This window comes from Streptomyces gilvus (assembly GCF_022513565.1).
In the GTDB taxonomy this organism is placed as follows: Bacteria; Actinomycetota; Actinomycetes; order Streptomycetales; family Streptomycetaceae; genus Streptomyces; species Streptomyces gilvus.
Genome location: NZ_JAKWBE010000005.1, coordinates 248,156 through 270,068 on the forward strand (window position 1 = coordinate 248,156; position 21,913 = coordinate 270,068).

18 protein-coding genes and 1 pseudogene are annotated in these 21,913 nt (G+C 71.0%); 14 read left to right on the top strand and 5 right to left on the bottom strand.

The window, feature by feature from the left end; all coding sequences use genetic code 11:
• The first annotated feature begins 24 nt into the window (after positions 1 to 24).
• From MKW14_RS11130 to MKW14_RS11140, 3 genes are all read left to right on the top strand, one after another.
• Positions 25 to 1,350 carry a copper amine oxidase gene (locus tag MKW14_RS11130; RefSeq protein ID WP_240861701.1) on the top strand — a complete coding sequence of 442 codons (1,326 nt, stop codon included), beginning with the start codon at positions 25 to 27 and terminating at the stop codon, positions 1,348 to 1,350.
• Positions 1,351 to 1,460: 110 nt separating this feature from the next.
• The gene (locus MKW14_RS11135; protein WP_240861702.1) at positions 1,461 to 2,708 is read left to right on the top strand and encodes a DUF5919 domain-containing protein; all 1,248 of its coding nucleotides are present in this window, start codon (positions 1,461 to 1,463) and stop codon (positions 2,706 to 2,708) included.
• A 121-nt stretch (positions 2,709 to 2,829) separates the two neighbouring features.
• A complete protein-coding gene (locus MKW14_RS11140; RefSeq protein ID WP_240861703.1) occupies positions 2,830 to 3,552 on the top strand; it encodes a 3'-5' exonuclease in 723 nt (240 codons plus the stop codon).
• Positions 3,553 to 3,559: 7 nt separating this feature from the next.
• On the opposite strand, the gene MKW14_RS11145 is transcribed toward MKW14_RS11140, so the two are convergent.
• Positions 3,560 to 4,063 carry a YbaK/EbsC family protein gene (locus MKW14_RS11145; RefSeq protein WP_240861704.1) on the bottom strand — a complete coding sequence of 168 codons (504 nt, stop codon included), beginning with the start codon at positions 4,061 to 4,063 and terminating at the stop codon, positions 3,560 to 3,562.
• Entirely contained in the window at positions 4,027 to 4,980 is a 954-nt protein-coding gene (locus tag MKW14_RS11150; RefSeq protein WP_240861705.1) for a DMT family transporter, read from the bottom strand. Before MKW14_RS11150 ends, MKW14_RS11145 begins: the two co-directional genes overlap by 37 nt.
• Positions 4,981 to 5,074: 94 nt before the next feature.
• Between MKW14_RS11150 and MKW14_RS11155 the strand changes: the two genes are divergently transcribed.
• Positions 5,075 to 6,103, top strand: a complete 1,029-nt coding sequence (locus MKW14_RS11155) for a LysR family transcriptional regulator (RefSeq protein WP_240861706.1) — start codon at positions 5,075 to 5,077, stop codon at positions 6,101 to 6,103.
• Between the two features lie 4 nt (positions 6,104 to 6,107).
• Here the strand turns inward: MKW14_RS11155 and MKW14_RS11160 are convergent, their stop codons facing one another.
• Entirely contained in the window at positions 6,108 to 6,962 is an 855-nt protein-coding gene (locus MKW14_RS11160) for a phosphotransferase enzyme family protein (protein WP_240861708.1), read from the bottom strand.
• Between the two features lie 124 nt (positions 6,963 to 7,086).
• Between MKW14_RS11160 and MKW14_RS11165 the strand changes: the two genes are divergently transcribed.
• From MKW14_RS11165 to mgt, 5 genes and pseudogenes are all read left to right on the top strand, one after another.
• A complete protein-coding gene (locus tag MKW14_RS11165) occupies positions 7,087 to 8,052 on the top strand; it encodes a carbohydrate ABC transporter permease (protein ID WP_276619149.1) in 966 nt (321 codons plus the stop codon).
• Positions 8,049 to 8,882, top strand: a complete 834-nt coding sequence (locus MKW14_RS11170; protein WP_240861711.1) for a carbohydrate ABC transporter permease — start codon at positions 8,049 to 8,051, stop codon at positions 8,880 to 8,882. The genes MKW14_RS11165 and MKW14_RS11170 overlap by 4 nt, the downstream gene beginning before the upstream one ends.
• Entirely contained in the window at positions 8,882 to 10,168 is a 1,287-nt protein-coding gene (locus MKW14_RS11175) for an ABC transporter substrate-binding protein (RefSeq protein WP_240861713.1), read from the top strand. Before MKW14_RS11170 ends, MKW14_RS11175 begins: the two co-directional genes overlap by 1 nt.
• Positions 10,169 to 10,464: 296 nt before the next feature.
• A complete protein-coding gene (gene erm / locus MKW14_RS11180) occupies positions 10,465 to 11,244 on the top strand; it encodes an ErmE/ErmH/ErmO/ErmR family 23S rRNA (adenine(2058)-N(6))-methyltransferase (protein WP_240861715.1) in 780 nt (259 codons plus the stop codon).
• 38 nt (positions 11,245 to 11,282) lie between these two features.
• Positions 11,283 to 12,546, top strand: a pseudogene (mgt, locus tag MKW14_RS11185) (macrolide-inactivating glycosyltransferase).
• A 56-nt stretch (positions 12,547 to 12,602) separates the two neighbouring features.
• Here mgt and MKW14_RS11190 read toward each other — a convergent pair.
• Entirely contained in the window at positions 12,603 to 14,861 is a 2,259-nt protein-coding gene (locus tag MKW14_RS11190; RefSeq protein WP_240861717.1) for an MMPL family transporter, read from the bottom strand.
• A gap of 401 nt (positions 14,862 to 15,262) precedes the next feature.
• Here MKW14_RS11190 and MKW14_RS11195 point away from each other — a divergent pair, with 401 nt between their 5' ends.
• The gene (locus MKW14_RS11195; RefSeq protein WP_240861718.1) at positions 15,263 to 15,811 is read left to right on the top strand and encodes a DUF1697 domain-containing protein; all 549 of its coding nucleotides are present in this window, start codon (positions 15,263 to 15,265) and stop codon (positions 15,809 to 15,811) included.
• On the opposite strand, the gene MKW14_RS11200 is transcribed toward MKW14_RS11195, so the two are convergent.
• Positions 15,798 to 16,649: a transglutaminase-like domain-containing protein gene (locus MKW14_RS11200; RefSeq protein WP_240861720.1), complete on the bottom strand. Its 852-nt coding sequence runs from the start codon at positions 16,647 to 16,649 to the stop codon at positions 15,798 to 15,800. The two genes, MKW14_RS11195 and MKW14_RS11200, sit on opposite strands and share 14 nt — an antisense overlap.
• 58 nt (positions 16,650 to 16,707) lie before the next feature.
• On the opposite strand from MKW14_RS11200, the gene MKW14_RS11205 reads away from it, so the two are divergent.
• From MKW14_RS11205 to MKW14_RS11220, 4 genes are all read left to right on the top strand, one after another.
• A complete protein-coding gene (locus MKW14_RS11205) occupies positions 16,708 to 17,730 on the top strand; it encodes a ketopantoate reductase family protein (RefSeq protein ID WP_240861721.1) in 1,023 nt (340 codons plus the stop codon).
• Positions 17,731 to 17,754: 24 nt separating this feature from the next.
• Entirely contained in the window at positions 17,755 to 18,351 is a 597-nt protein-coding gene (locus tag MKW14_RS11210; RefSeq protein WP_240861722.1) for a TIGR03086 family metal-binding protein, read from the top strand.
• Positions 18,352 to 18,496: 145 nt separating this feature from the next.
• A complete protein-coding gene (locus MKW14_RS11215) occupies positions 18,497 to 19,114 on the top strand; it encodes a mycothiol-dependent nitroreductase Rv2466c family protein (RefSeq protein ID WP_240861724.1) in 618 nt (205 codons plus the stop codon).
• Positions 19,115 to 19,238: 124 nt separating this feature from the next.
• Positions 19,239 to 21,848, top strand: a complete 2,610-nt coding sequence (locus tag MKW14_RS11220) for a fibronectin type III domain-containing protein (RefSeq protein WP_240861726.1) — start codon at positions 19,239 to 19,241, stop codon at positions 21,846 to 21,848.
• Positions 21,849 to 21,913: the final 65 nt, after the last annotated feature.

The window sequence follows — 21,913 nt, forward strand, 5'->3', positions numbered from 1 at the left end:
CTCCTGTAAGGGAGCCATTCCTTCATGCGCGTCAACAGAGACAGCCGTGCCCGCCAGGGGGCGCTGCGCAGGCGGGCCATGGTGGGCCCGCTCGCGGTCGGACTCGTCCTCGGCGGCACGGCGTCCGCCCACGCCTTCGCCGACCACAAGGAGGCCGCCGCCCCGGCCGCCGCCCCGGCGTGCAGCGCGGCCTACCAGATCGAGCAGAAGCTCTCCACCGGGACGACCTGGCGCATGTGCTGGCGCTTCGAGAGCAGGTCCGGGGTCATGCTGGACGACATCTCCTACCAGCCGCCGGGCGAGTCCCAGCCGATCAAGGTGCTGAACAACGCCAAGCTCGCCCAGATCGACGTGCCCTACGACGACGGCAGCATCGAGTACAACGACGTCACGGACTACAGCTTCGGCAACGGCCTGCTGAACCTCACGCCCGCCGAGTGCCCGGGCGGCACCATCAAGACCGTCAAGGTGCCCGAGCCCTTCTACTCGGACTCGCCGAACATCAAGGGCCTGTGCGCCACCACGCGCTCGCGCGGACACGCCTACCACATGCTCTCCGACGCCAACAAGACCTACCAGGCGCAGGGCAAGGACCTGCTGCTCTACACGGTCAACAAGGTCGGCTGGTACGAGTACATCACCGAGTGGCGCTTCCAGGACGACGGCACGATGACCATGAACGCCGGCGCGACGGGCAGCCTCTCGCCCGACGACTACGACGCGGGCGACGGCCGCGGCTGGCCCATCGGCAAGGGCGCCCGCGCGTACGCCACCAGCCACAGCCACAACATCTTCTGGCGGCTCGACTTCGGTCTCGACGGCTCCTCCAAGGCCAAGGTCGAGCAGTACGACTCGGTCGTCAGCCCGCCGGTGGGCGGCCAGCAGGCGCCGACCAACAAGACGACGCTGACCAAGGTCACCAAGGAACTGGCCGGCGACGCCAAGGACATGCGCTGGTGGCGGGTGGTCAGCACGGCCGGCAAGAACAAGGACGGCCACGCGCGCTCGTACGAGATCGTGCAGGGCCCGACGGCCAAGTACCTGGGGCACAACCTCACCAAGCACGACGTGTACTTCACCGAGTACAACCCGTGCGAGCAGTACGCCAGCGGCAACCCGCTCAACTGCGGTGCCGGACACGGCAAGTCGGTCGACACCTGGGTGAACGGGCAGACCCTGACCCACCCGATCGTCTGGGTCAACGTCGGCTTCCACCACATCGCCCGGGACGAGGACCAGCAGCCGATGCCGGTCCACTGGCAGGGCTTCTCCATCGCCCCGCGCGACGTCACCGCTATGAATCCGCTCACTCCGGCCGCCCTCGCCGGTGAGAACGGACACTGGCACTAAGGTAGTTGAGAATCGACCTGCCCATCCTGCTGCACCGCCGCCCGCTCGCGGAGTACGCTCCTTGATCGTCGACCTGGGGTGTGCTCGGGGGAGTGGAAGGCGGTGCTTGGGTGGGCTCGGGAGGGCTGGAGCTGCCCCCTGGTGACGAGGGTCACGAGGGGAACTCCCAAGACGTCCCGCCCGGCACGGTGTCCCTGGCCAGGCCCATGGAGACCGGTTCCATCGGGCCGGAGCTGGACTGGGACGCCGAGGCCTGGCGCGAGGTGCGTGTACGCGCCCAGCGAGCCGGCCGCGCCTACATCTGGCTGAACCTCGTCGAACAGCGGCTGCGCGCGGTCGTGGCCGCCGTTCTGCGCCCCATCTACGAACCGGTCCACGGCGACGAGTGGGTGATCGCCGCGGCCGGACCGGCCGGCCAGGAGTGGGTGCAGCGGGCGGTCGCGGTACGCGAAGTCAGCCGCCGCAAGGGCTACTTGCTCGACCCGGCCGACGACAACGTCCTCAGCTTCCTCACCCTGCCCCAGCTGCGCGAGCTGATGGTGCAGCACTGGCCGTGCTTCGAGCCGTACATAGACGACCGCCGCGACGTCGAACTGGCCCTGGACGAGCTGGAGGTGACCCGCAACGTCGTCTCCCGCAACCGGGCCCTGTCCGAGGCCGTCCTGAACCAGGCCGAACGGGCCTCGGCCCGGCTGCTGGACATGCTCGGCGCGGCCGGCGACGTGCCCTCGGCCCGCCGGCTGCCCGTGGACGCGGTGGAGGACCTGGTCGGCGACCGGTACGCGGACGTGGTCGCCGTGCACCCCGACCGGGTGCGGCTGCTGCGCCAGTTCCCCGCCGAGGACATCTTCGGCGGCGCCCGCCGCCTGGACGCCGTGGGCATCGGCCTCAACCTGCTCGTGCAGAACTTCTCCGGCCGCCGGCTGGTCCGCCTGGCCGAGGCGGGCTGCCGGGTGCGGCTGCTGTTCCTCAACCCGGCCTCCAGCGCCGTCAAGCGCCGCGAGCGCGAACTGGGCATGAAACGCGGCGAGTTGAGCCGCTCGGTCGAGATGAACATCCTGCACATGCGCCGGGTGCGCTCCCGGCTGCGCGATCCCGGCGCCTTCGAGATCCAGGTCTACGACGAGACACCGCGCTTCTCCGCCTACCTGGTCGACGGCGACGGCTCGGACGGCATCGCCGTCGTGCAGTCCTATCTGCGCAGGTCCCGGGGGATGGAGGCGCCGGTGCTCGTGCTGCGCAACGGCAACCGCGTGGTCAAGTCGGACGAGAAGAGCGAAGGGGTCGACAACGGACTCTTCCCGACATACCGCGAGGAGTTCGAGACGACGTGGGTGGATTCGCGCCCGGTGTCCTGAACTGTCCGGGGCGGTAGGGCCTGGAACAGGCCCTGAGCGGAACGCGGTCCCCTGATTGTCAGTGGCCCATGGGAAGGTGGAGACCACTGGGGGAAAGCACCACCAAGAAGGGGGGCCGCCCATGGGCTGGCACCGGGAGCTGCTGATCGGCTTCGACCTGGAGACGACCGGGACGGACCCGCGCGAGGCGCGCATCGTCACGGGGGCCGTGATCGAGGTCAGGGGCGGGCAGCCCATAGGGCGCCGGGAGTGGCTGGCGGACCCGGGCGTGGAGATCCCGGCGGACGCGGTGGCGGTCCACGGGATCAGCAACGAACGGGCGGCCGCCGAGGGCCTGCCCGCCGACCGCGTGGCGGACGCCATCGCGGACGTCCTCACCACCTACTGGAAGAACGGCGTTCCGGTCGTCGCCTACAACGCGGCCTTCGACCTCAGCCTGCTCTCCGCCGAACTGCGGCGCCACCAACTGCCGTCCCTGCGCGACCGCCTGGGCGGCCTCGATCCCGCCCCCGTCGTCGACCCGTACACCATCGACCGCCGGGTGGACCGCTACCGCCCCGGCAAGCGCAACCTCGAAGCCGTCTGCACCGAGTACGGCGTCGCGCTCGACGCCGCACACAACGCCTCCGCCGACGCCCTCGCCGCGGCCGGACTGGCCTGCGCGATAGCCGACCGTCACCCCAAGATCGCGGCCCTCGGCCCGGCGGAACTGCACCGCCGCCAGATCGAGTGGTATGCCGAGTGGGCGGCGGACTTCCAGAAGTTCCTGCGCGGCAAGGGCGACGCCACCGCCGTGGTCGACGGCACATGGCCGCTGCGGGAGTTGACGGACGAGCCGGTGTGAGCGCCGCTCAGGCCGGCGCGGGTGTCGAGACCGGCACGACACGGGGCCGCGCGACCCGCTCGTAGTCCGCACCGGACAGGCGCAGCGACCGGTCCAGACGGGCCGCGTTGAAGTACAGCCGCGGCCGCCCGACGACCTCCGGGTCGGCGACCAGCTCCAGTTCGGGATCGAAGCTGAACGGCAGCACGGTCCCGGGCACCGCCCGCGCCAGCCGCTCGGCCGTCCCCGCGTCGCTGAAGCCGGCGTACCGGGCCGCGTACAGCGTCCGTACGGCGTCCAGGTCCACGCGCCGGTCACCGGGGACGACCGCCAGCACGTGCCGGGTCGTGCGGCGGTCGACCTTGACCCGCAGCACGATGCACTTCGCGGCCTCCGACACCGGATGCCCGCGCAGCGCGCTGACGGCCTCGGTGGTGCCCTCCGGGGCATGGTCGATCAGCTCGTAGTCGGCACGCGCGCTGTCGAGCAGGCCGATCAGACGCTGGTAGGTGTCGTGGTCGTGGTCCGGCATCGGACGTCCTTGTCGTGTGCGGGGACTTCGGTTTCGCGTGGGGCGGCGGTGCGATGGGCGCGTTCGATCGCCTGGCCCCAGTAGGTCCCACCGACCATCAGGGCCGCGCCGAGGGCGGTGAGCAGGGTGAGCCGCTCACCACCGAGGGCGATGCCCACGGCGACGGCCCAGACCGGCTCCGTGCCCAGCAGCAGACTGGCCCGGCTGGCGGAGGTGCGCTGCACGGCCCAGGTCTGCGCGAGAAAGGCGAACACACTGCAGAACAGCGCGAGATACACGAGCTGGAACCAGGTCGCCGTACCGGCCCGGGCCAGGTCCGGCATACCGGGCACGGCGACCGGCAGGAACAGGGCGGTGCCGACGAGCGTCTGCACGGTGGTCAGACGCAGCGGACGCACGGCCCGGCCGACGGTCAGCCGACCCACCAGCGCGACATGCCCGGCCCGGACCACCGCGGCCCCCAGCATCAGCACGTCACCCAGCCGCGGGGCGTGGAACCCGTGACCGGACATGAGCAGCCCGACGGCCACCACACACACCCCGGCGGCGGCGAAGAAGACCGGAGGCGGCCCACCGCGCCGACGGTCGAGGAGCGGGGTGAGCACGATGGTCAGGCTGATGATCAGCCCCGCGTTGGCGGCGCTGGTGTGGGCGACACCATACGTCTCCACGACCAGCACCGCGGCCTGCGTCACCCCCAGCGGCACGCCGAGCCGCAGCTCGTCGCGCGTCCACCGGCGCGGCCCCGGACCCACGGAGACCAGCCCGAGACAGGCGAGCGCGGACAGGGCGTACCGCGCGAACAGCACCACCAGGACGGGCAGGGCGGAGGTGGCCGTCTGGGCCGACAGATAGCTCGAACCCCAGACGACGGCAACCAGGAGAAGTACCGCATCGGTACGGCGGACGTCGGACATGGACCCACCGTGCACCGCGACCGTCCATGAAGCCCAGTACCAGTCTCTAAAACGATCTTTTAGAAGTCCTACATCGTGCTCCTAGACTGCAGCCATGGACGAACGGCAACTGCGGATCCTGCGGGAGCTCGGCGAACTCGGCAGCGTCACCGCGGTCGCCGAGGCGCTGCTGGTCACCCCCTCGGCGATCTCCCAGCAGCTACGGCTGCTGCAGCGCGCGATCCCGGTGCCGCTCACCGAGCGCCAGGGACGCCGGCTGGTGCTCACGGACGCCGGGCAGACCCTGGCCGGCGCGGCGATCGAGGTGGAGTCGGCACTGGAGCGGGCCCGGCACAGCGTCGAGGAGTTCCTGAACCGGCCCGACGGCCAGGTGTCGGTGGCCGCGTTCCACAGCGCGGGCGCGGCCTTCTTCCCGCTCCTGCTGCGCGCGCTCGACGGCCCGGACCACCCCGTCCTGGCACTCGCAGACGAGGACGTGACGCAGAGCGACTTCCCCCGCCTCACCCGGGAGTACGACCTGGTCCTGGCCCACCGCCTGGACCACGCCCCGCCCTGGCCGGACACGGTGACGGCGACGACGCTCCTGCGTGAACCCCTCGACGTCGCGATGCCGGCCGACCACCCCCTCGCCGCCAGACGCCGGGTGACTCCGCGCGACGTGGCCGACCAGCCCTGGATCACCGTGCACGACGGGTTCCCGGTCATGGCCACCATCGAGGCGATCGGCGCGGCAGCCGGCCGCCGCCTCCACCTCGCCCACCGCATCAACGAGTTCGCGGTGGCGGCGGAGGCCGTAGCGGCGGGCGGCGGCCTGGCCCTGATGCCCCGCTGGACGACCCGCCCGCACCCGGACCTGGTCCTGAGACCCCTGAGCGGAGTTCGGGCCAGACGCCACATCGACGTCCTCCACCGCCCGGAACGCACGGCCAGGGCGGCGGTCCGAAGGGTCCTGACGGAGCTACGGCAGGCGGCGCGAAGAATCCAGATCAGAGATGAAGACAGTGGGACGACGCGCCCCGAAGGGGCGCAGGGCGGTATCGAACCTGCGGCTACCGCCGCGCGGGCGCGAGCAGCCACAAGAAGCCGGCAGTCGCCCGGCCATGAACAGCCCCCCACTCATTGAGCGCTCAGAACGAATACCACCGCACCGCCTCGTCCCCCTCCCGCAACGACGCCACCCGCCGCTCGAACTCGACCAACGCCGCGGGATTGCTGGGCGCATGCTGAGCCACCCACGCACAGCTCGCCGTCTCCCGAGCCCCCCGCAACACCGAGCACCCCTCCCACTCCCGCACATCCCACCCGTAAACAGCCACGAACCCGTCATAAGCCGCTGCCGGCACCCCGTACCGGTCCCGCGACAGAGCCATCACCACCAGATCGTGCTCCCGCAGATCCGCCGAGAACGTCTCCAGATCCACCAGCACCGGCCCCTCCGGCCCGACGTACACGTTCCGGGGCAACGCGTCCCCGTGAATCGGCCCCGGAGCCAGCCGCGGCGTCAACGCGGCCGCGGCCGCCGCGAACCCGTCCCGCCGCTCGCGCAGATACGCCGCGTCCGCCGGATCGATGGCATCCCCCGCCAGCCGCAGCCACCGCTCCACCCCGCCCAGCAACTCCCGTGACGGCAGGGCGAACGGAGGCGAGGGCAGCGCGTGCACGACCCGCAGCAGTTCGGCCAGATCCCGTGGTTCGGCGGGCCGTACGGGATCCGGCAGACGGTGCCACACGGTCACCGGATGCCCCTCGACCGACAACGGCTTCGGCTCAGCCGCCCGTACGGCCGCGACCCCCTCCTCGGCCAGCCACAGCGCGACGTCCACCTCCCGCCGCGCCCGCTCCAGCAGCTCAGCGTCCCGGCCCACCTTGACCACCAGGTCACCGGCGGCGAACACCGCGTTCTCGCCCAGGGCGAGCAGCTCCGCCGTCGCGGGCAGCACCCCCGCCGCGCTCAGTACGTCCCGCGCCGTCGCCTCGTCCATCGCCCGCCTCCGTGTCCGGCCTCGTGGTGGCGTCGCGTTCTCGCCAACCGCGGGTCAGTCTCGCATCCGCACAGGTCCGGGACGTGTGCCCGCGCCCTTGACGGGACACACGGCTTTCACGACCATGACCGGGCTCGACTGTCCCGTACACGAAGAGCGTCCCGTACACAGAGGGGAACCTGTGGCAGCGGAGATCGATGCGGGGAGGGTGGGGGAACGCCCCGCCGACCGTGCCGTCTGGTTCCTCGTCCTGCCCGCCCTGATCCCCATCCTCGTGCTGAGCGTCGGCCCCCTTCTCTACGGCGTCCTGCTGGCCTTCACCGACTCCCAGTCCGGCCGGACCGAGCCGAGCCGGTGGATCGGCGGCCTCAACTTCCAGGACCTCCTGCACGACACGCTGTTCTGGGAGTCGTTCCGGATCGGGCTGGTGTGGGCCGTGGCGGTGACCGTGCCGCAGTTCCTGCTCGCCCTCGGTCTCGCGCTGCTGCTCAACGAGGACCTGCGGCTGCGCTGGCTGGCCCGCGCCCTCGCGATCGTCCCGTGGGCGATGCCCGAGGTCGTCGTCGGGATCATGTGGCGGCTGGTCTACAACCCCGACGCGGGCGTCCTCAACGAGACCCTGCGCCACCTCGGCCTTGGCGAGGGCCACGACTGGCTCAGCGGGCTTGCGACCGCGCTGCCCGCCGTGGTCGTGGTCGGCGTGTGGGCGGGCATGCCGCAGACCACCGTCGCGCTGCTCGCCGGACTGCAGAACACCCCGCGCGAACTGCACGAGGCGGCTGCGGTGGACGGCGCGGGCGCCTGGCGCCGCTTCCGCACGGTGACATGGCCGGCGCTGAGACCCGTCGCCCTCGCCATCACCGCCCTCAACCTGATCTGGAACTTCAACTCCTTCGCGCTGGTCTACGTGCTGACCAACGGCGGTCCGGGCGGCCGTACCCGGCTGCCGATGCTCTTCGCCTACGAAGAGGCCTTCCGGTACGGGCAGTTCGGGTACGCGGCGGCGATGGGCTGCGTGATGGTCGCGGTCATCTCGGTGCTGCTCGCCCTGTTCCTCGCGGGCCGACTGAAGGGAGGCGGCGACGCATGAGAGTCAACTCCCGTATCCGGGCCGGTCAGTACGTCGCCCTGCTCGCGTATCTCGTCTTCCTCGCCTTCCCCTTCCTCTGGTTGCTCTCCACCGCCTTCAAGTCACCTCGTGAGCTGGGCAGTCCGCATCCCACCTGGATTCCCCGCCACCCCACGCTCGGCAACTTCCGCCAGGCCTTCGACGAGCAGCCGCTGCTGCACGCGGCCCTCAACTCCCTGCTCGCGGCGGCCGGCGCGGCCCTCGTCGCCGTACTGATCGCCACCCCGCTCGCCTATGTCATGGCCCGGCGCCGCACCGCACTGACCCGGGCCGCCACCGGCTGGGTCGTGGTCAGTCAGACGTTCCCGCTGGTCCTGGTGATCATCCCGCTGTTCCTCGTGCTCAAGAACCTGCGGCTGATCGACTCACTGGCCGGGCTGACCCTCGTGTACGTCGTGTGGGCGCTGCCCTTCGCGCTGTGGATGCTCGCAGGGTACGTCCGCGCGGTGCCGGCGGAGATCGAGGAGGCGGCGGCGGTGGACGGGGCCGGGCGGGTGCGGACCCTCGTCTCCGTGGTCGCCCCGCTGCTCGCACCGGGCATCACGGCGACGGCCCTGTTCGCGTTCGTCACCGCGTGGAACGAGTTCTTCTTCGCCCTCGTCCTGCTGAAAACGCCGGAGAAACAGACGCTGCCGGTGGTGCTCACCCATTTCATCGGCGCGGAGGGCGTCGCCGACCTCGGCCCGCTGGCGGCGGCCGCGTTCCTCGCGACGGTGCCCTCCCTCGTCGTCTTCGCCCTCATCCAGCGGCGGATCACCGGCGGCATGCTCACCGGGGCGGTGAAGAACTGATGCGCGGCAAGACGGTCTGCCTCCTCGGCCTCGTCCTCGCCCTGCTCCTGTCCGGCTGCACCGGCGGCGGCGACGGCACCGCGCACGGCCGTATCACCCTCCGCTTCCAGTCGCTGGCCTGGCAGCAGGAGTCGGTCGAGGCCAACAAGCAGCTGGTGAAGGAGTGGAACGCGAGCCATCCAGACGTCAAGGTCGAGTACGTCCAGGGAAGTTGGGACAGCGTCCACGACCAGCTCCTCACCGCCTTCGAGGGCGGCGAGGCCCCCGACATCATCCACGACGCCTCGGACGACCTCGCCGACTTCGCCTACGGCGGCTACCTCGCCGACCTGCGGGGCCTGCTGGCCGCCCGGCTCAAGGCCGATATCCCCCGGCGCAGTTGGCAGACCACCACCTTCGGCGACGGCGTCTACGGCGTGCCCTTCCTCCAGGAACCACGCGTCCTCGTCGCCAACGCGGCCTGGCTGAAACGGTCCGGCGTACGCATCCCGACGCCCGAACGCCCCTGGTCGTGGCCGGAGTTCAGGGCCGTCACCCGGCAGCTCAGCGGCAAGGGCACGTACGGCGTCGCCTGGCCGCTGAAGGAACCGGTCTCGGCGACCCTCAACCTGTCGCTGTCGACGGGCGGCCGGCTCTTCCACCGGGGAGCCGACGGCAAGGTCACCATCCGCTTCGGCGCGGGCGACGAAGTGGTGCCCCGCACCATCCACGACCAGGCGAACACCGACCGCAGCGCCTCGCCCACGACCCTCGGCAGCGGAGGCTCGGACACGCTGCCCGGCTTCTTCGGCGGCAAGTACGCGATGGTCCCGCTCGGGTTCTCCTACCGCCAGCAGATCGTCCAGCAGGCGCCGAAGGGTTTCCGCTGGCAGGTGCTGCCCGCCCCGGCCGGGGCCGACGGCCTCGCTCAGGGCGTCAGCCCGCAGACCCTCTCCATCGCCGAGGACAGCCCGCACAAGAAGGAGGCCGCCGCGTTCCTCGACTTCCTGCTGCGGCCGAAGAACATGGTGCGGCTGGCGCTCGGGGACTGGATGCTGCCCACCGGCACCGCGGCCCTCCGGGATCCGGCCCTGCACACAGCCAAGGACGGCTGGGCCACCGGCACGGCCCTGGCCGCCGACCTGCGCCCCGCGCCCGCACAGTCCGTACGCGGCTACCCCGAGTGGAAGGACAAGGTGGCAACTCCCGCCTTCCAGGAGTACTACAGCGGCGCGATCGGCCTCGCCGAACTGCGCGACCGGCTGGAAAACGACGGAAACCTGGTGCTCGCCCGTTACCAGCGGTGAGCGCGACACCGGCGGTGCGCGCGACACCAGCGGTGCGCGCGACACGGAAAACCAGTTGTCCGCCGTGCGGAAGCAAACCTAGCGTTGCGTTCGTGGCAGCGAACAACGCGATCATCATCACCGGTCTCGGCCGGGACTGCACGCACTCCCTTCGGATGCGTCGTGGCCCCGGTGCCCTGACCGGTACGGGAAGCCACGCCCGCTGATTCCTTCGCGCCTGTTTCCCCTCCTCTGTCTTCCGGTCAGGGCCTTCGGCTGCCCTTCTCACCGTTCACGGAAGACAAGGACCGCAGGCCATGGCCCGCCCCACCCGTACCACCCGCGCGCTCTCGCAGAACTTCCTCGCCGACCGCGCCACCGCCGAACACCTCGCCCACGTCGCCGTCCCGCACGGACGACAGGCACCCCTGCTGCTCGAAGTCGGCGCGGGAAAGGGCGCGTTGACCGAACGCCTCGCCCCACGCTGCCGGGAACTGCGCGCCTACGAGATCGACCGACGCCTCCTGCCCACGCTGCACACCCGGTTCTCCGGCACACCCCACGTGCGCGTGATCGGCGCCGACTTCCTCACCGCGAGAGCACCCCGCACCCCCTTCTCCGTCGCCGGAAACGTGCCCTTCTCCCGCACCGCCGCCATCGTCGACTGGTGCCTGCGGGCACCGGCCCTCACCGACGCCACCCTGCTCACCCAGCTCGAGTACGCCCGCAAACGCACCGGTGACTACGGGAGTTGGACCCTGCTCACCGTGCGCAGCTGGCCCCGTTACGAATGGCGGTTGGCCGGGCGCGTCGCGCGGACGCGGTTCCGGCCCGTACCCCGCGTCGACGCCGGGATCGTACGGATCGAGCGGCGCCGCACCCCGCTGCTCGAACCGGCCGCGTACGACGGCTGGCGGCGGCTGGTGGAGCTGGGGTTCTCGGGCGTCGGGGGTTCGCTGCAGGCCTCGCTGCGGCGAGCCCATCCCCGCCGCCGGGTGGACACGGCGTTCCGGGCGGCCGGCCTGGACGCCGGGGTCCTCGTGGGCGAGGTGTCCCCACAGCAGTGGCTGCGGCTGCACGAGGTGCTGTGCGCATGAGAGGGCGTGGACCGGGGGGTCGGCCTGAGCGAGCCGTAATGTACTTGAACGAGACGTCTCGTCTCGTCTACCGTTCCTCGCATGACCACCCGGACCCCAGCCCCCCGCCCCGCCCACATCGCGATGTTCTCCGTGGCCGCTCACGGCCATGTCAACCCCAGCCTGGAGGTGATCCGTGAGCTCGTCGCGCGGGGGCACCGGGTGACGTACGCGATCCCGCCTGTGTTCGCGGAGAAGGTCGCCGAGACCGGTGCCGAGCCCCGGCTGTGGAACTCCACACTGCCGGCGCCCGGCGCCGACCCGGCGGCCTGGGGGAGCGAGCTGCTGGACCACGTCGAGCTGTTCCTGGCCGACGCGATCCAGGCCTTGCCCCAGCTGACCGAGGCGTACGAGGGGGACGTACCCGATCTCGTGCTGCACGACATCACCGCGTACCCCGCCCGGGTCCTCGCCCACCGCTGGGGCGTGCCCGCGATCTCGCTGTCGCCCAACCTCGTCGCCTGGGAGGGATACGAGGAGGAGGTCGCCGAGCCGATGTGGGCGGAGCCGAGAAGTACCGAGCGCGGAAAGGCTTACTACGCCCGTTTCCGGGCCTGGCTGGAGGAGAACGGCATCGAGCGGCACCCCGACTCCTTCGTGGGCCGGCCGGAGCGCTCGATCGTCCTGATCCCCAGGGCCCTGCAGCCCAACGCCGACCGGGTCGACGAAAGCGTTTACACGTTCGTCGGCGCCTGCCAGGGCGCCCGGGCAGCGCAGGGGGAGTGGCAGCGACCCGAGGGGGCCGAGAAGGTGGTGCTCGTGTCGCTGGGCTCCACCTTCACCGACCAGCCCGGCTTCTACCGGGAGTGCCTCCGGGCCTTCGGCGACCTCGACGGCTGGCATCTCGTGCTGCAGACCGGCGGACAGCTGGACCCGGCCGCCCTCGGTGACGTGCCGGCCAATGTCGAAGTGCACTCATGGGTACCGCAGTTGGCGATCCTGCGACAGGCCGACCTGTTCGTCACGCACGCCGGGGCCGGCGGCAGCCAGGAGGGACTGGCGACCGCCACGCCGATGATCGCCGTACCGCAGGCCGTCGACCAGTTCGGCAACGCGGACATGCTGCGGGGCCTCGGGGTCGCGCGCCGTCTCGCGACGGAGGAGGCGACTGCCGAGACCCTGCGGGAGACCGCCCTCGCACTCGTCGACGACCCCGAAGTGTCCCGGCGGCTCAAGGAGGTCCGGGCCGGGATGGCCGAGGAGGGCGGCACCCGGCGGGCCGCCGACCTGATCGAGGCGGAACTGCTCCGGCTCCAGGCGTGATCGAGGGCCCGTTGGTTCCCCCGGGATACCAACGGGCCCTCTGTCAGGGGTAGTTCTCAGACCGTCAGTCGCTCACCACCGTGCTCCGGCGCCGAGTGGGCGATGACCTCCGGCGACTCGTCGTGCGTGAGGTCGGGCAGACGGTTCAGCCACTTCGGCAGGTACCAGTTGCGCTCGCCGAGCAGGGCCATCACCGCCGGGAGCAGCACGCCCCGGATGATCGTCGCGTCGATGAGCACCGCGGCCGCCAGGCCCACGCCCATCTGCTTCATGGACTGCATGGACAGTGTGCCGAAGATCGCGAACACGGCGACCATGATGACCGCGGCGCTGGTGACGACACCGGCCGTGGTGACCACGCCGTGCTGGATCGCGTCCCTCGTCGTACGGCCCCGCATCCGCGCCTCGCGGATCCGCGAGACCACGAACACGTGGTAGTCCATCGACAGGCCGAACAGGATCACGAAGAGGAACAGCGGCAGCCAGGTGATGATCGCGCCGACGCCCTCCGCGCCCACCAGCGAGGCGCCCCAGCCGTGCTGGAAGACGGCGACGAGGATGCCGTAAGCGGCGCCCACGGAAAGGAGGTTGAGCACGATCGAGGTGATCGCGACAGTCAGCGAGCGGAACGACAGCAGCATCAGCGCGAAGGCGAAGACCACGACGAACGCGAAGACCGGGACGACGGCGCCGCCGAGCTGGTCGTTGAAGTCCTTCGAACCGGCCACCTGCCCCGTGATCGGGGCCTGGAGGCCGTCCACCTTGCCGAGCGTGGCGGGCCGCACCTCGTCGCGCAGCTTCTCCAGGCTGGCGCCCGCCTTGTCCAGGTCGGAGCCGCCGACCAGGGGGACGTAGACGTAGGCGATGTTCTGCGCGTCGTGCAGGGTGATCTGGACCGGGCCGCGCGAGGCGCCCGAACTGATCGCCCGCGCCTTGAAGTCGGCGAGCGCGGACTTCACCTCGGGAGCGTTGATGTCCTTCGCCTTGACGACCACCTCGGCCGGCTCGGAGCCGCCCGGGAAGGCGTCGTTGACACGGTTGTACGTCTGCACGATGGGCAGCGAGTCACCGAACTCCTGGTCCAGCGTGAGGTTCTGGGTCTTCATGCCGAGGGCGGGGGCCGCCACGGCGAGCAGCGCGCCGGCCGCGACCACCACCGACACCAGCGGCCGGGCGAGCACGCCCCTGAGGACCGCTCCCCAGAACCGGCTCTCCCCGCCCGTGCGGGCGGCGCGGCGTTCCATGGCCTTGCGCAGGAACGGCACCCTGCCCTTCTCCACCCGCTCGCCCAGCAGCGACAGCAGCGCCGGCAGGACGGTCACCGAGCCGACCATGGCGACGGCGACGACCATCAGCGAGGCCAGGCCCATGCCCTCGAACGTGGCGAGCCCGGTGAGCAGCATGCCCGCCATCGCCACGCACACCGTGATGCCCGAGACGATGATCGCGCGGCCACTGGTCGCGGCGGCGACCCGCAGGGCCGTCTGCGCGTCGCGTCCCGCGGCCCGCTCCTCGCGCTCGCGGCGCAGATAGAACAGGCAGTAGTCGACGCCCACGGCCAGACCCACCAGCAGCATCACGGAGTTGGCGGTGTCGGTCATCGGCTGGACATGGCTGACGATGCCGATCAGACCCATCGTCGCCATGATCGCGGTGATCGCCAGCGCGACCGGCAGCAGCGCGGCCACCAGCGCGCCGAAGGCGATCAGCAGGATGCCGAGGGCCACCGGGACCGCGGAGTACTCGGCCTGCTTGAAGTCGTCGCCGAACGCGTCGTCGAACGTCTTCTGCATGCTCGCGCCGCCGATCTCCTCGATCCGCAGCGTCTCGTGGTCCTTCTGCACCCCGGCGACGGCCTTCAGCACGGGCTCCACCCGGTCGCCCGCGGTCTCGGAGTCGCCGCGCATGTCGAACTGCACCAGCGCGCTGCGCCCGTCCTTGGAGATCGTGTCCGCTGTGTACGGCGACTTGACGTCCGAGACCTTGCCGGTCCCGTCGACGGCCTTGACGACGGCGCCGACGGCCGCCCTGAACTCGGCGTCGGTGGCCTTGAGTCGTCCGTCCTTCGCCTGGATCAGGACCGTCTCGCTCGCCGGTTCCTTGATCCCCGCGTCATCGATGATCTGCGCGGCGGTGTGCGTCTCGCCCTTCAGTTGGTCGCTGTCCTTCAGATCGACCCGGCCCGCGGCGGAACCGATCCCCATCGCCAGGACGACGAACAGCACCCAGATGCCGACGGCAGCCCATCGATGGCGGGCGCTCCAGCCGCCGGCCCGGGCGGCTATGCCCCGTACCCGTGTTTCTCCGTTCCCCATGACGGGCTTGCCCCCTTGTGCGCGGTGGCAGCCCCCTGCCGCCACCTTTCATTTCGAAGGTATGGGCGGTGTAAGAGCAACTCGTCGTGCTGCCCGGTGAAGTGCCGTGGCCCCGACTCATCCCCTCGTACCCGGGCGCCTCACCGCCCAGGAGGACGGCGGCCCCTTACATCTATCCGGGCTACTCATGAGTAGTGATCGGGGTGGCGGGCCGGTGTCCGGTCCGTCGTCATCGCTCCGTCTTTGTCATTACGAAAGCTTGTTGAGTAAGTAACAGCTGCGTGTAGCTGTTGCTCACGGCCGCGCTCGTCCGTCAGAGTTTCGCGCAGTCCACCCCCGGGTGGACGCCGGCCGTCGTGCCCACCCCCACGGGGCACGACGGCCGCCCTATGGTGTCCGCCATGACGACGACGTATGCGGCGCTGCTGCGCGGGATCAATGTGGGCGGCAGGAAGAAGCTGCCGATGGCCGAGCTGCGGCAGCTGATGGAGGGCCTGGGGTACGACCGCGTCCGCACCCATCTGCAGAGCGGTCAGGCCGTCTTCGCCTCGGGCCACGGCGACGAGGAGTCGCTGGCCACCGAACTCAGGCACGCGATCGAGAAGCACTTCGGTTTCGCCGTCGACGTGATCGTCCGCGACCACGCCTATCTGCAGGCGGTCGTCGAGGCCTGCCCCTTCCCGGCCGCCGAGCTGGAGGCCAGGCAGCTGCACGTCACCTACCTCTCGGCGCCGGTCGACGCCGCGCGGTTCGCGGAGATCGACCGGGAGACCTATCTGCCCGAGGAGTTCCGGCTCGGCGAGCGCGAACTGTATCTCTACGCGCCCGAGGGGCTGGGCCGCTCCAAGCTCGCCGAAGCGCTCTCCAGGCCCCGGATCAACAAGGGCGTGATCGCCACGACCCGCAACTGGAACACCGTCGTGAAACTGGTCGAGCTCACGGCAGAGTGACCTTGCGCAGGCCGAGGTAGGGGGCGAGGGAGAGGATCTCGCGGGGCGGGGTCAGCCGGGGGTCCTCGAACAGGCGCCCCGCCTCGTCGTCGGTGGCGACGGCGACCGCGTCCAGCAGGGCGAGCTCGTCCGCGGAAGGCGACCCCGGCTCCTCGACCCCGGCCAGGGGGAGCCAGCCGTCCCACGGGAGGGTCTCGACGCCGCCCCGGCAGGCCAGGTCGAGGACGAGGCTGTGCCGGACGAACCAGGCACCCCGCAGGGACTCGTCCCACGACAGCCCGAACGTCGCCGGATCCGCGGCCCCGCCCCGGACGGCCCGCCACGCCTCGCCGGCCACCAGAAACCGGTTCCGCGGCACATCCAGCGGATCGAAGTCCACCTCGTGTCCCGGTCGCATGACCTGCGGGTCGGCCAGCCGCCACGTCCCGTCCGGTAGGCGGTACTCGGTGATCCAGTGATCCTCGTGGAATCCGTCGACGAAGTACGTGGCGAAGCCCCCGCGTACCCGGGCCGGCGTCCCGGTGGCCCGCAGCAGCGAGACGTGCAACAGGGCGAAGTCCCGGCACGTGCCGACGAACCGCTCCTCGTACGGGCGGGCCTCGGTGAGCGGCCGGTTCGAGCGTGCGCGCAGGATCCGCAGGATCTCGGTGACGTAGCGCGACTCCGCGTCGTGGTGCAGCCGCTCCGGCGGGATCTCGTACCCGAGGGGTTCACCCTCGCCCCGGTGGATGACCAACCCCCGGACCAGTCGGGCGAGTTCACCGGGATCGCGCGGCAGCACGCCGGTGTCCAGGCCGCCGGGACCGCTGTACGGCGTCTGCTTCAGCCAGGTGTCCATGCCGGGACGCTCGACCCTGCCCCAGGGGCAGGGTCAAGGGCTGTGCGAGGCTCGTCCCATGCGCTACATCATCATCGGAGCAGGGGCCGTCGGCGGTGCGATCGGCGGGCGGCTCGCCGGTTCGGGGCACGAGGTCGTCCTGGTCGCGCGGGGCGCGCATCTGGCCGCGCTGCGGGAGGGCGGGCTGCGGCTCACGGTGCCCGACGGGCGGTACACCCACCGGCTGCCCGCGGTCGAAGGGCCCGCCGAACTGGGCGAGTTGAGGACCGACGACGTGCTGGTCCTCGCCGTCAAGGTGCAGGACACCGTGGCAGCGCTGCAGACCTGGGGCCCGGCCCCGGTCGCGGGCGGCGGCACGGCGGCCGAGCGGCTGCCGCTGCTGTGCGCGCAGAACGGCGTGGAGGGCCAGCGCCTCGCACTGCGCGTTTTCCGAAACGTTTACGGCGTCTGCGTCTGGCTGCCGTCCACCTATCTCGAACCGGGCTCTGTCTCCGCCGGCGGCGCCCCGCTCACCGGCATGCTCCACCTCGGCCGCCATCCCCACGGCACCGACGACACGGCCCGGCTGATCGCCGCCGACCTGGAGAAGTCCCACTTCGAGTCGCCGGTCGTGCCCGATGTGGCACGGTGGCAGTACGCCAAGCTGCTGTCCAACCTCGGCAACGCCCTGGAGGCCGTCGCCGGTCCCGTCGCGGGCGACAAGGCCGGGGAGTTGTACCGGGACGTGCGGGCCGAGGGCAGGGCCGTGCTCGACGCCGCCGGGATCCCGTACGCGAGCGTCGAGGAACAGCGGGCGCTGCGCGGCAACAAGGTCGACCTGGTGCCGCTCGAAGGCGCACCGCGCGGCGGCGGCTCCTCCTGGCAGTCCCTCAGCCGCGCCACCGGCACCATCGAGGCCGACTACCTCAACGGCGAGATCGGTCTGCTGGGCCGTCTGCACGGCGTCCCGACCCCGCTCAACGACCTGCTCCAGCAGCTCGCCAAAACCTTCGCGCGCGAGCGCCGCGCGCCCGGTTCGATGCCGATCGAGGAGCTGGCCCGGCTGGCCGGCGAGGCTGTCGCGTTTGTTCAAGAGTCCTGAACGCGCCCTTCCTAGCGTGGGGGCATGACGTACGACGACCCCAAGCAGCTGCACGCGTACATGACCGAATGCGCCGCCGAGGCGGCCCGTGTGGCACGCGGTGTGCCCGCGGACCGGCTCGGTGAGCCCACCCACTGCCCCGACTGGGACGTCCGCGCCCTGGTCAACCACTGGGTCCTCTACACCTCCCACGGCCTGGAGCACCGGGCGCTGCGCAAGCAGCTCCCCGAGGAGCTGACCGCCCGGGACTTCACCGCCGACCCGGACTGGCCCGCGGCCTACGCCGCCCAGCTGGACCGGGCCGTGGCGGCCTGGGCCGATCCGGCGGTCTGGGAGGGCGAGGTCGACCTGGGGACGGCGAAGATGCCGGCCCTGCAGATCGCCTCGATGGTCGTCAAGGAGATGGCCGTACACGGCTGGGACGTCGCCACCGCCACCGGCCAGGAGTACCACGTCTCGGACGACGCGGCCCGGTTCGTGCTGCACGTGGTCGAGGAGCACGGCGCCCTCTACCGCCAGTACGACGGTTTCGCCGACCCGGTGCCGGCGCCCGACGACGCCCCCGCCTTCGACCGCGCGCTCGCCGCCAGCGGACGGGACCCCCAGCTCGCCCGCGCGTGATGAGGCCAAGAAAACCACGGGGCTGATGAGGCCAAGAAAACCACGGGGCCGATGGGGCCAAGAGAACCACGGGGCCAATTGGGTCAAGGAAACAGTGCATGATTGGGCCAGGAGACTGAACCAATCCCCGACTACCGTCGACCGCATGACGAACACCTCTCCCGTCCGCGTCGACTTCTGGTTCGACCCCGCCTGCCCCTTCGCCTGGATCACCTCCCGCTGGCTGACGGAGGTCGGGCGTGAGCGCCCGCTCGACCTCCGCTTCCACGTCATGAGCCTGTATCTGCACAACCTCGGCAACGAACTCCCCGACTGGTACCGGGACCTGGTCGACCGGTCGATAGGCCCGGTGCGGGTCGCCGTGGCCGCGGCCGAACGGCACGGGGAGAAGGTCTTGCGCGATCTCTACACCGCTTTCGGCACCCGTATCCACGAGCGCGGGGCCGAGGACTTCGACGAGGTGATCGCCGAGTCGCTGGCCGAGCTGGGCCTGCCGGCCGATCTCGCCGCCGCCGCGCACGACCCGTCCCGCGACGAGGCCGTCCGCCGCAGCCACGCGGCCGGCGTCGAGCCCGAGTCCGGCGGCTACGTGGGCACCCCGACGCTGCACGTCGACTCGACCGTGTGGTTCGGGCCCGTGCTCAGGGCCGTTCCCCGCGGCGAGCGGGCGGCCGAACTCTTCGACAGCTTCCGGGCCCTGGCCTCCCACCCCGACTTCTTCGAGTTGAAGCGCACCCGAACCGGCTCCCTGCGCTTCGACTGATCCGATGAATCTCCCTTGAGAGCCTGGATCTCGCGGCAAATTCCGTCCAGTTCATTGACTGGGGCACCCAAGTGCTCCTACCTTTCCCGGCATTGGGTACCGGCTTATCCCACGGGAGGGGTACATGCCCACGCACCGAAGAGCCGCCCTGGTCACCCTGGTCACCGCCGTGCTGGCCCTCGGGGTCCCGGACCTCGTGGCCCCGGCCCAGGCGGCCGCGTCCTTGGACCTCTATGTCTCACCCACCGGCGACGACCATGCCGACGGCAGCGCACGACATCCCGTGCGCACACTGCAGCACGCCCGCGACCTGGTCCGCGCCCGGACCGCCCGCCTGAAGTCCGACCTCACCGTCCACCTCGCCTCCGGCACCTACCGTCAGTCCGGCCCCCTGGTCCTCGACGCCCGCGACTCCGGCACGAACGGTCACCGGGTGATCTGGCAGGGCACCGGCGCCACCGTCGTCAGCGGCGGACGCCAGGTCGTCGGCTGGCACCAGGTCCCCGGCCGCAAGGGACTGTGGGCCGCCCGCGCGCCCCAAGGGCTCACCGACACCCGGCAGTTGTACGTCGACGGAGTGCGCGCCCAGCGGGCCCGCGGGGCCGTTCCGGTCACGCTCACCCAGACCGCAACCGGTTACACCGCCTCCTCGGACACCATCGCCCACTGGAAGCACCCGTCCGACGCCGAGTTCGTCTACACCAGCGGCGAGGCGTTGTGGAACATCGAGCGCAACGGACTCGGCCAGTGGACCGAACCGCGCTGCCGGATCGCCTCCGCCGAGGGCACCGCCATCACCATGGCCCAGCCCTGCTGGGACAACTCCAACAAGCGGGTCGAGTTCCCCGACATCCCCGGCCGCACGGTCAGCATGGTCGGCCCGGGCCATCTGACCAACAACGGCAGGGCGACATACGTCGAGAACGCTTACGAACTCCTCGACCAGCCCGGTGAGTGGTACCTCGACAAAAGCGCCCGAACCGTTTACTACCTGCCGCGCAAGGGCGAGAACCTCGCCCGCGCCGATGTGGAGGCGGCGGCGGCCGAGAAACTCGTCGACGGACGCGGCACGTCCGACGCGCCCGTGCACGACATCGCCTTCCGCGGCATCCAGTTCAGCTACGCGACCTGGCTGACGCCCTCGCGGCCCGAGGGCTTCTCCGAGATCCAGGCCGGCTACACCATCACCGGCGACAGAGGCTGGGCCACGCAGGGCCTGTGCCAGTACGTCGAGGGCGGCACCTGCCCCTTCGCCTCCTGGACGAAGATGCCCGGCAACGTGTCCTTCGCGTACGGGCAGCGCATCCAGTTCGCCGACGACGTCTTCGCGCATCTCGGCGCGTCCGGACTGGATCTGGGCACCGGAAGCAAGGACTCCTCCGTCAGCGGGAGCGTCTTCACCGACATCTCCGGCAACGGACTGGAGATCGGCGGGGTGGACGGCCGGACGCCCGCCTCCGGCGTCCAGGTGACGGACAACCACCTCTACGCCCTGCCCCGCGAGTACCACGGCGGAGTCGCCATCCTCAACGGATACACCCAGCACAACACCATCGCCCACAACCAGATCGACCACGTCGGCTACAGCGCCGTCTCCATGGGCTGGGGCGGCTGGCCGGACAAGATCGGCGACCCGGCCACCCCGAACCCCAGCCACGACAACGCCGTGCGCGACAACCTGATCTTCGACTACATGCAGGGGCTCGACGACGGCGGCGGCATCTACACCCAGGGACTGACCGGCACCTCCATGGCCGACGGCGAGAAGGTCACCGGAAACGTCATCCACGACCAGTGGGGCCTGGGCAAGAACGTCTACACCGACAACGGCTGCACCTACGAGACCGTCGAGGGAAACGTCCTCTACAACGCTTCCTACGCCAATGTCGCCTCCCGGCACACCGACTACCGCGACGCCCTCGGCAACAACGACCCGACCCTCGTCAAGGACAACTGGTGGGAGGAGGGCACGGCCGACAGCGACAACAAGGGGCTCGTGACGACCGGGAACCACATCATGAGCGCCCTGTCCGACGTGCCGTCGGCGATCCTCGCCAATGCGGGACTCGAACCCGCATACCGGGGCCTGCTGGGCCGCCGTGTCGCAGCCCCGTCCGTGCCGGAGGCGCCGACCCGCGTCGGCACCGGCACCGCCGGCGCGGACGCGCTGTACGTCACCTTCAACCCGGCCTTCGTGGACAACGGTTCACCGGTGACGTCGTACACGGCACGGGCTTACGACGCGACGGGCAAGGCCGTCGCCCAACAGGGTGTGTCGGCCGCCGAGTTCAAGCGGACCGCGCTGGTGCGGATCGGTGGACTTCCGTCGTCCGGCGGGCCGTTCACGGTGACGGTCACCGCGAGCAACGCCCGCGGCAGCAGCGAGCCGTCCCTCGCCTCACTGCCGCTGGCGCCCACCGCGGCGATCGTCCTGCCGGGCGCGCCCACCGGCCCCAAGCTGCGCACGTCGGCCACGGCGGCCACCCTCGCCTGGACCCCGCCGACCGCGACCGGGGACGCCAAGGTGACCGGCTACCGGGTCACCGTCTCCGACGGACGTGACCCGATCGACGTCACCGGCCGGGACGTCCTGGTCACCCAGCCCTCCGCCAAGGGCATGTTCCGGGTCATCGGCGGACTGCAACCGGGCACGTCGTACAAGGTCACCGTCGCCGCGGTGACGGCGGCCGGAGTCGGCCCCGCGGCCACGGTGACGGCGACGACGACGTCCTGAGCCCACGCTCCCGGGTCATGGTCGGCCGGGGCGGCGACCGTGACCCGGGCCGAGCGCGCTGGCGG

Bases quoted from the DNA above. Each gene is read 5' to 3' on its own strand.
- MKW14_RS11130 (WP_240861701.1), top strand. From the start codon at position 25: ATGCGCGTCAACAGAGACAGCCGTGCCCGCCAGGGGGCGCTGCGCAGG.
- MKW14_RS11140 (WP_240861703.1), top strand. From the start codon at position 2,830: ATGGGCTGGCACCGGGAGCTGCTGATCGGCTTCGACCTGGAGACGACC.
- MKW14_RS11145 (WP_240861704.1), bottom strand. From the start codon at position 4,063: ATGCCGGACCACGACCACGACACCTACCAGCGTCTGATCGGCCTGCTC.
- MKW14_RS11150 (WP_240861705.1), bottom strand. From the start codon at position 4,980: ATGTCCGACGTCCGCCGTACCGATGCGGTACTTCTCCTGGTTGCCGTC.
- MKW14_RS11155 (WP_240861706.1), top strand. From the start codon at position 5,075: ATGGACGAACGGCAACTGCGGATCCTGCGGGAGCTCGGCGAACTCGGC.
- MKW14_RS11160 (WP_240861708.1), bottom strand. From the start codon at position 6,962: ATGGACGAGGCGACGGCGCGGGACGTACTGAGCGCGGCGGGGGTGCTG.
- MKW14_RS11165 (WP_276619149.1), top strand. From the start codon at position 7,087: ATGACCGGGCTCGACTGTCCCGTACACGAAGAGCGTCCCGTACACAGA.
- MKW14_RS11170 (WP_240861711.1), top strand. From the start codon at position 8,049: ATGAGAGTCAACTCCCGTATCCGGGCCGGTCAGTACGTCGCCCTGCTC.
- MKW14_RS11175 (WP_240861713.1), top strand. From the start codon at position 8,882: ATGCGCGGCAAGACGGTCTGCCTCCTCGGCCTCGTCCTCGCCCTGCTC.
- erm (WP_240861715.1), top strand. From the start codon at position 10,465: ATGGCCCGCCCCACCCGTACCACCCGCGCGCTCTCGCAGAACTTCCTC.
- MKW14_RS11190 (WP_240861717.1), bottom strand. From the start codon at position 14,861: ATGGGGAACGGAGAAACACGGGTACGGGGCATAGCCGCCCGGGCCGGC.
- MKW14_RS11195 (WP_240861718.1), top strand. From the start codon at position 15,263: ATGACGACGACGTATGCGGCGCTGCTGCGCGGGATCAATGTGGGCGGC.
- MKW14_RS11200 (WP_240861720.1), bottom strand. From the start codon at position 16,649: ATGGACACCTGGCTGAAGCAGACGCCGTACAGCGGTCCCGGCGGCCTG.
- MKW14_RS11205 (WP_240861721.1), top strand. From the start codon at position 16,708: ATGCGCTACATCATCATCGGAGCAGGGGCCGTCGGCGGTGCGATCGGC.
- MKW14_RS11210 (WP_240861722.1), top strand. From the start codon at position 17,755: ATGACGTACGACGACCCCAAGCAGCTGCACGCGTACATGACCGAATGC.
- MKW14_RS11215 (WP_240861724.1), top strand. From the start codon at position 18,497: ATGACGAACACCTCTCCCGTCCGCGTCGACTTCTGGTTCGACCCCGCC.
- MKW14_RS11220 (WP_240861726.1), top strand. From the start codon at position 19,239: ATGCCCACGCACCGAAGAGCCGCCCTGGTCACCCTGGTCACCGCCGTG.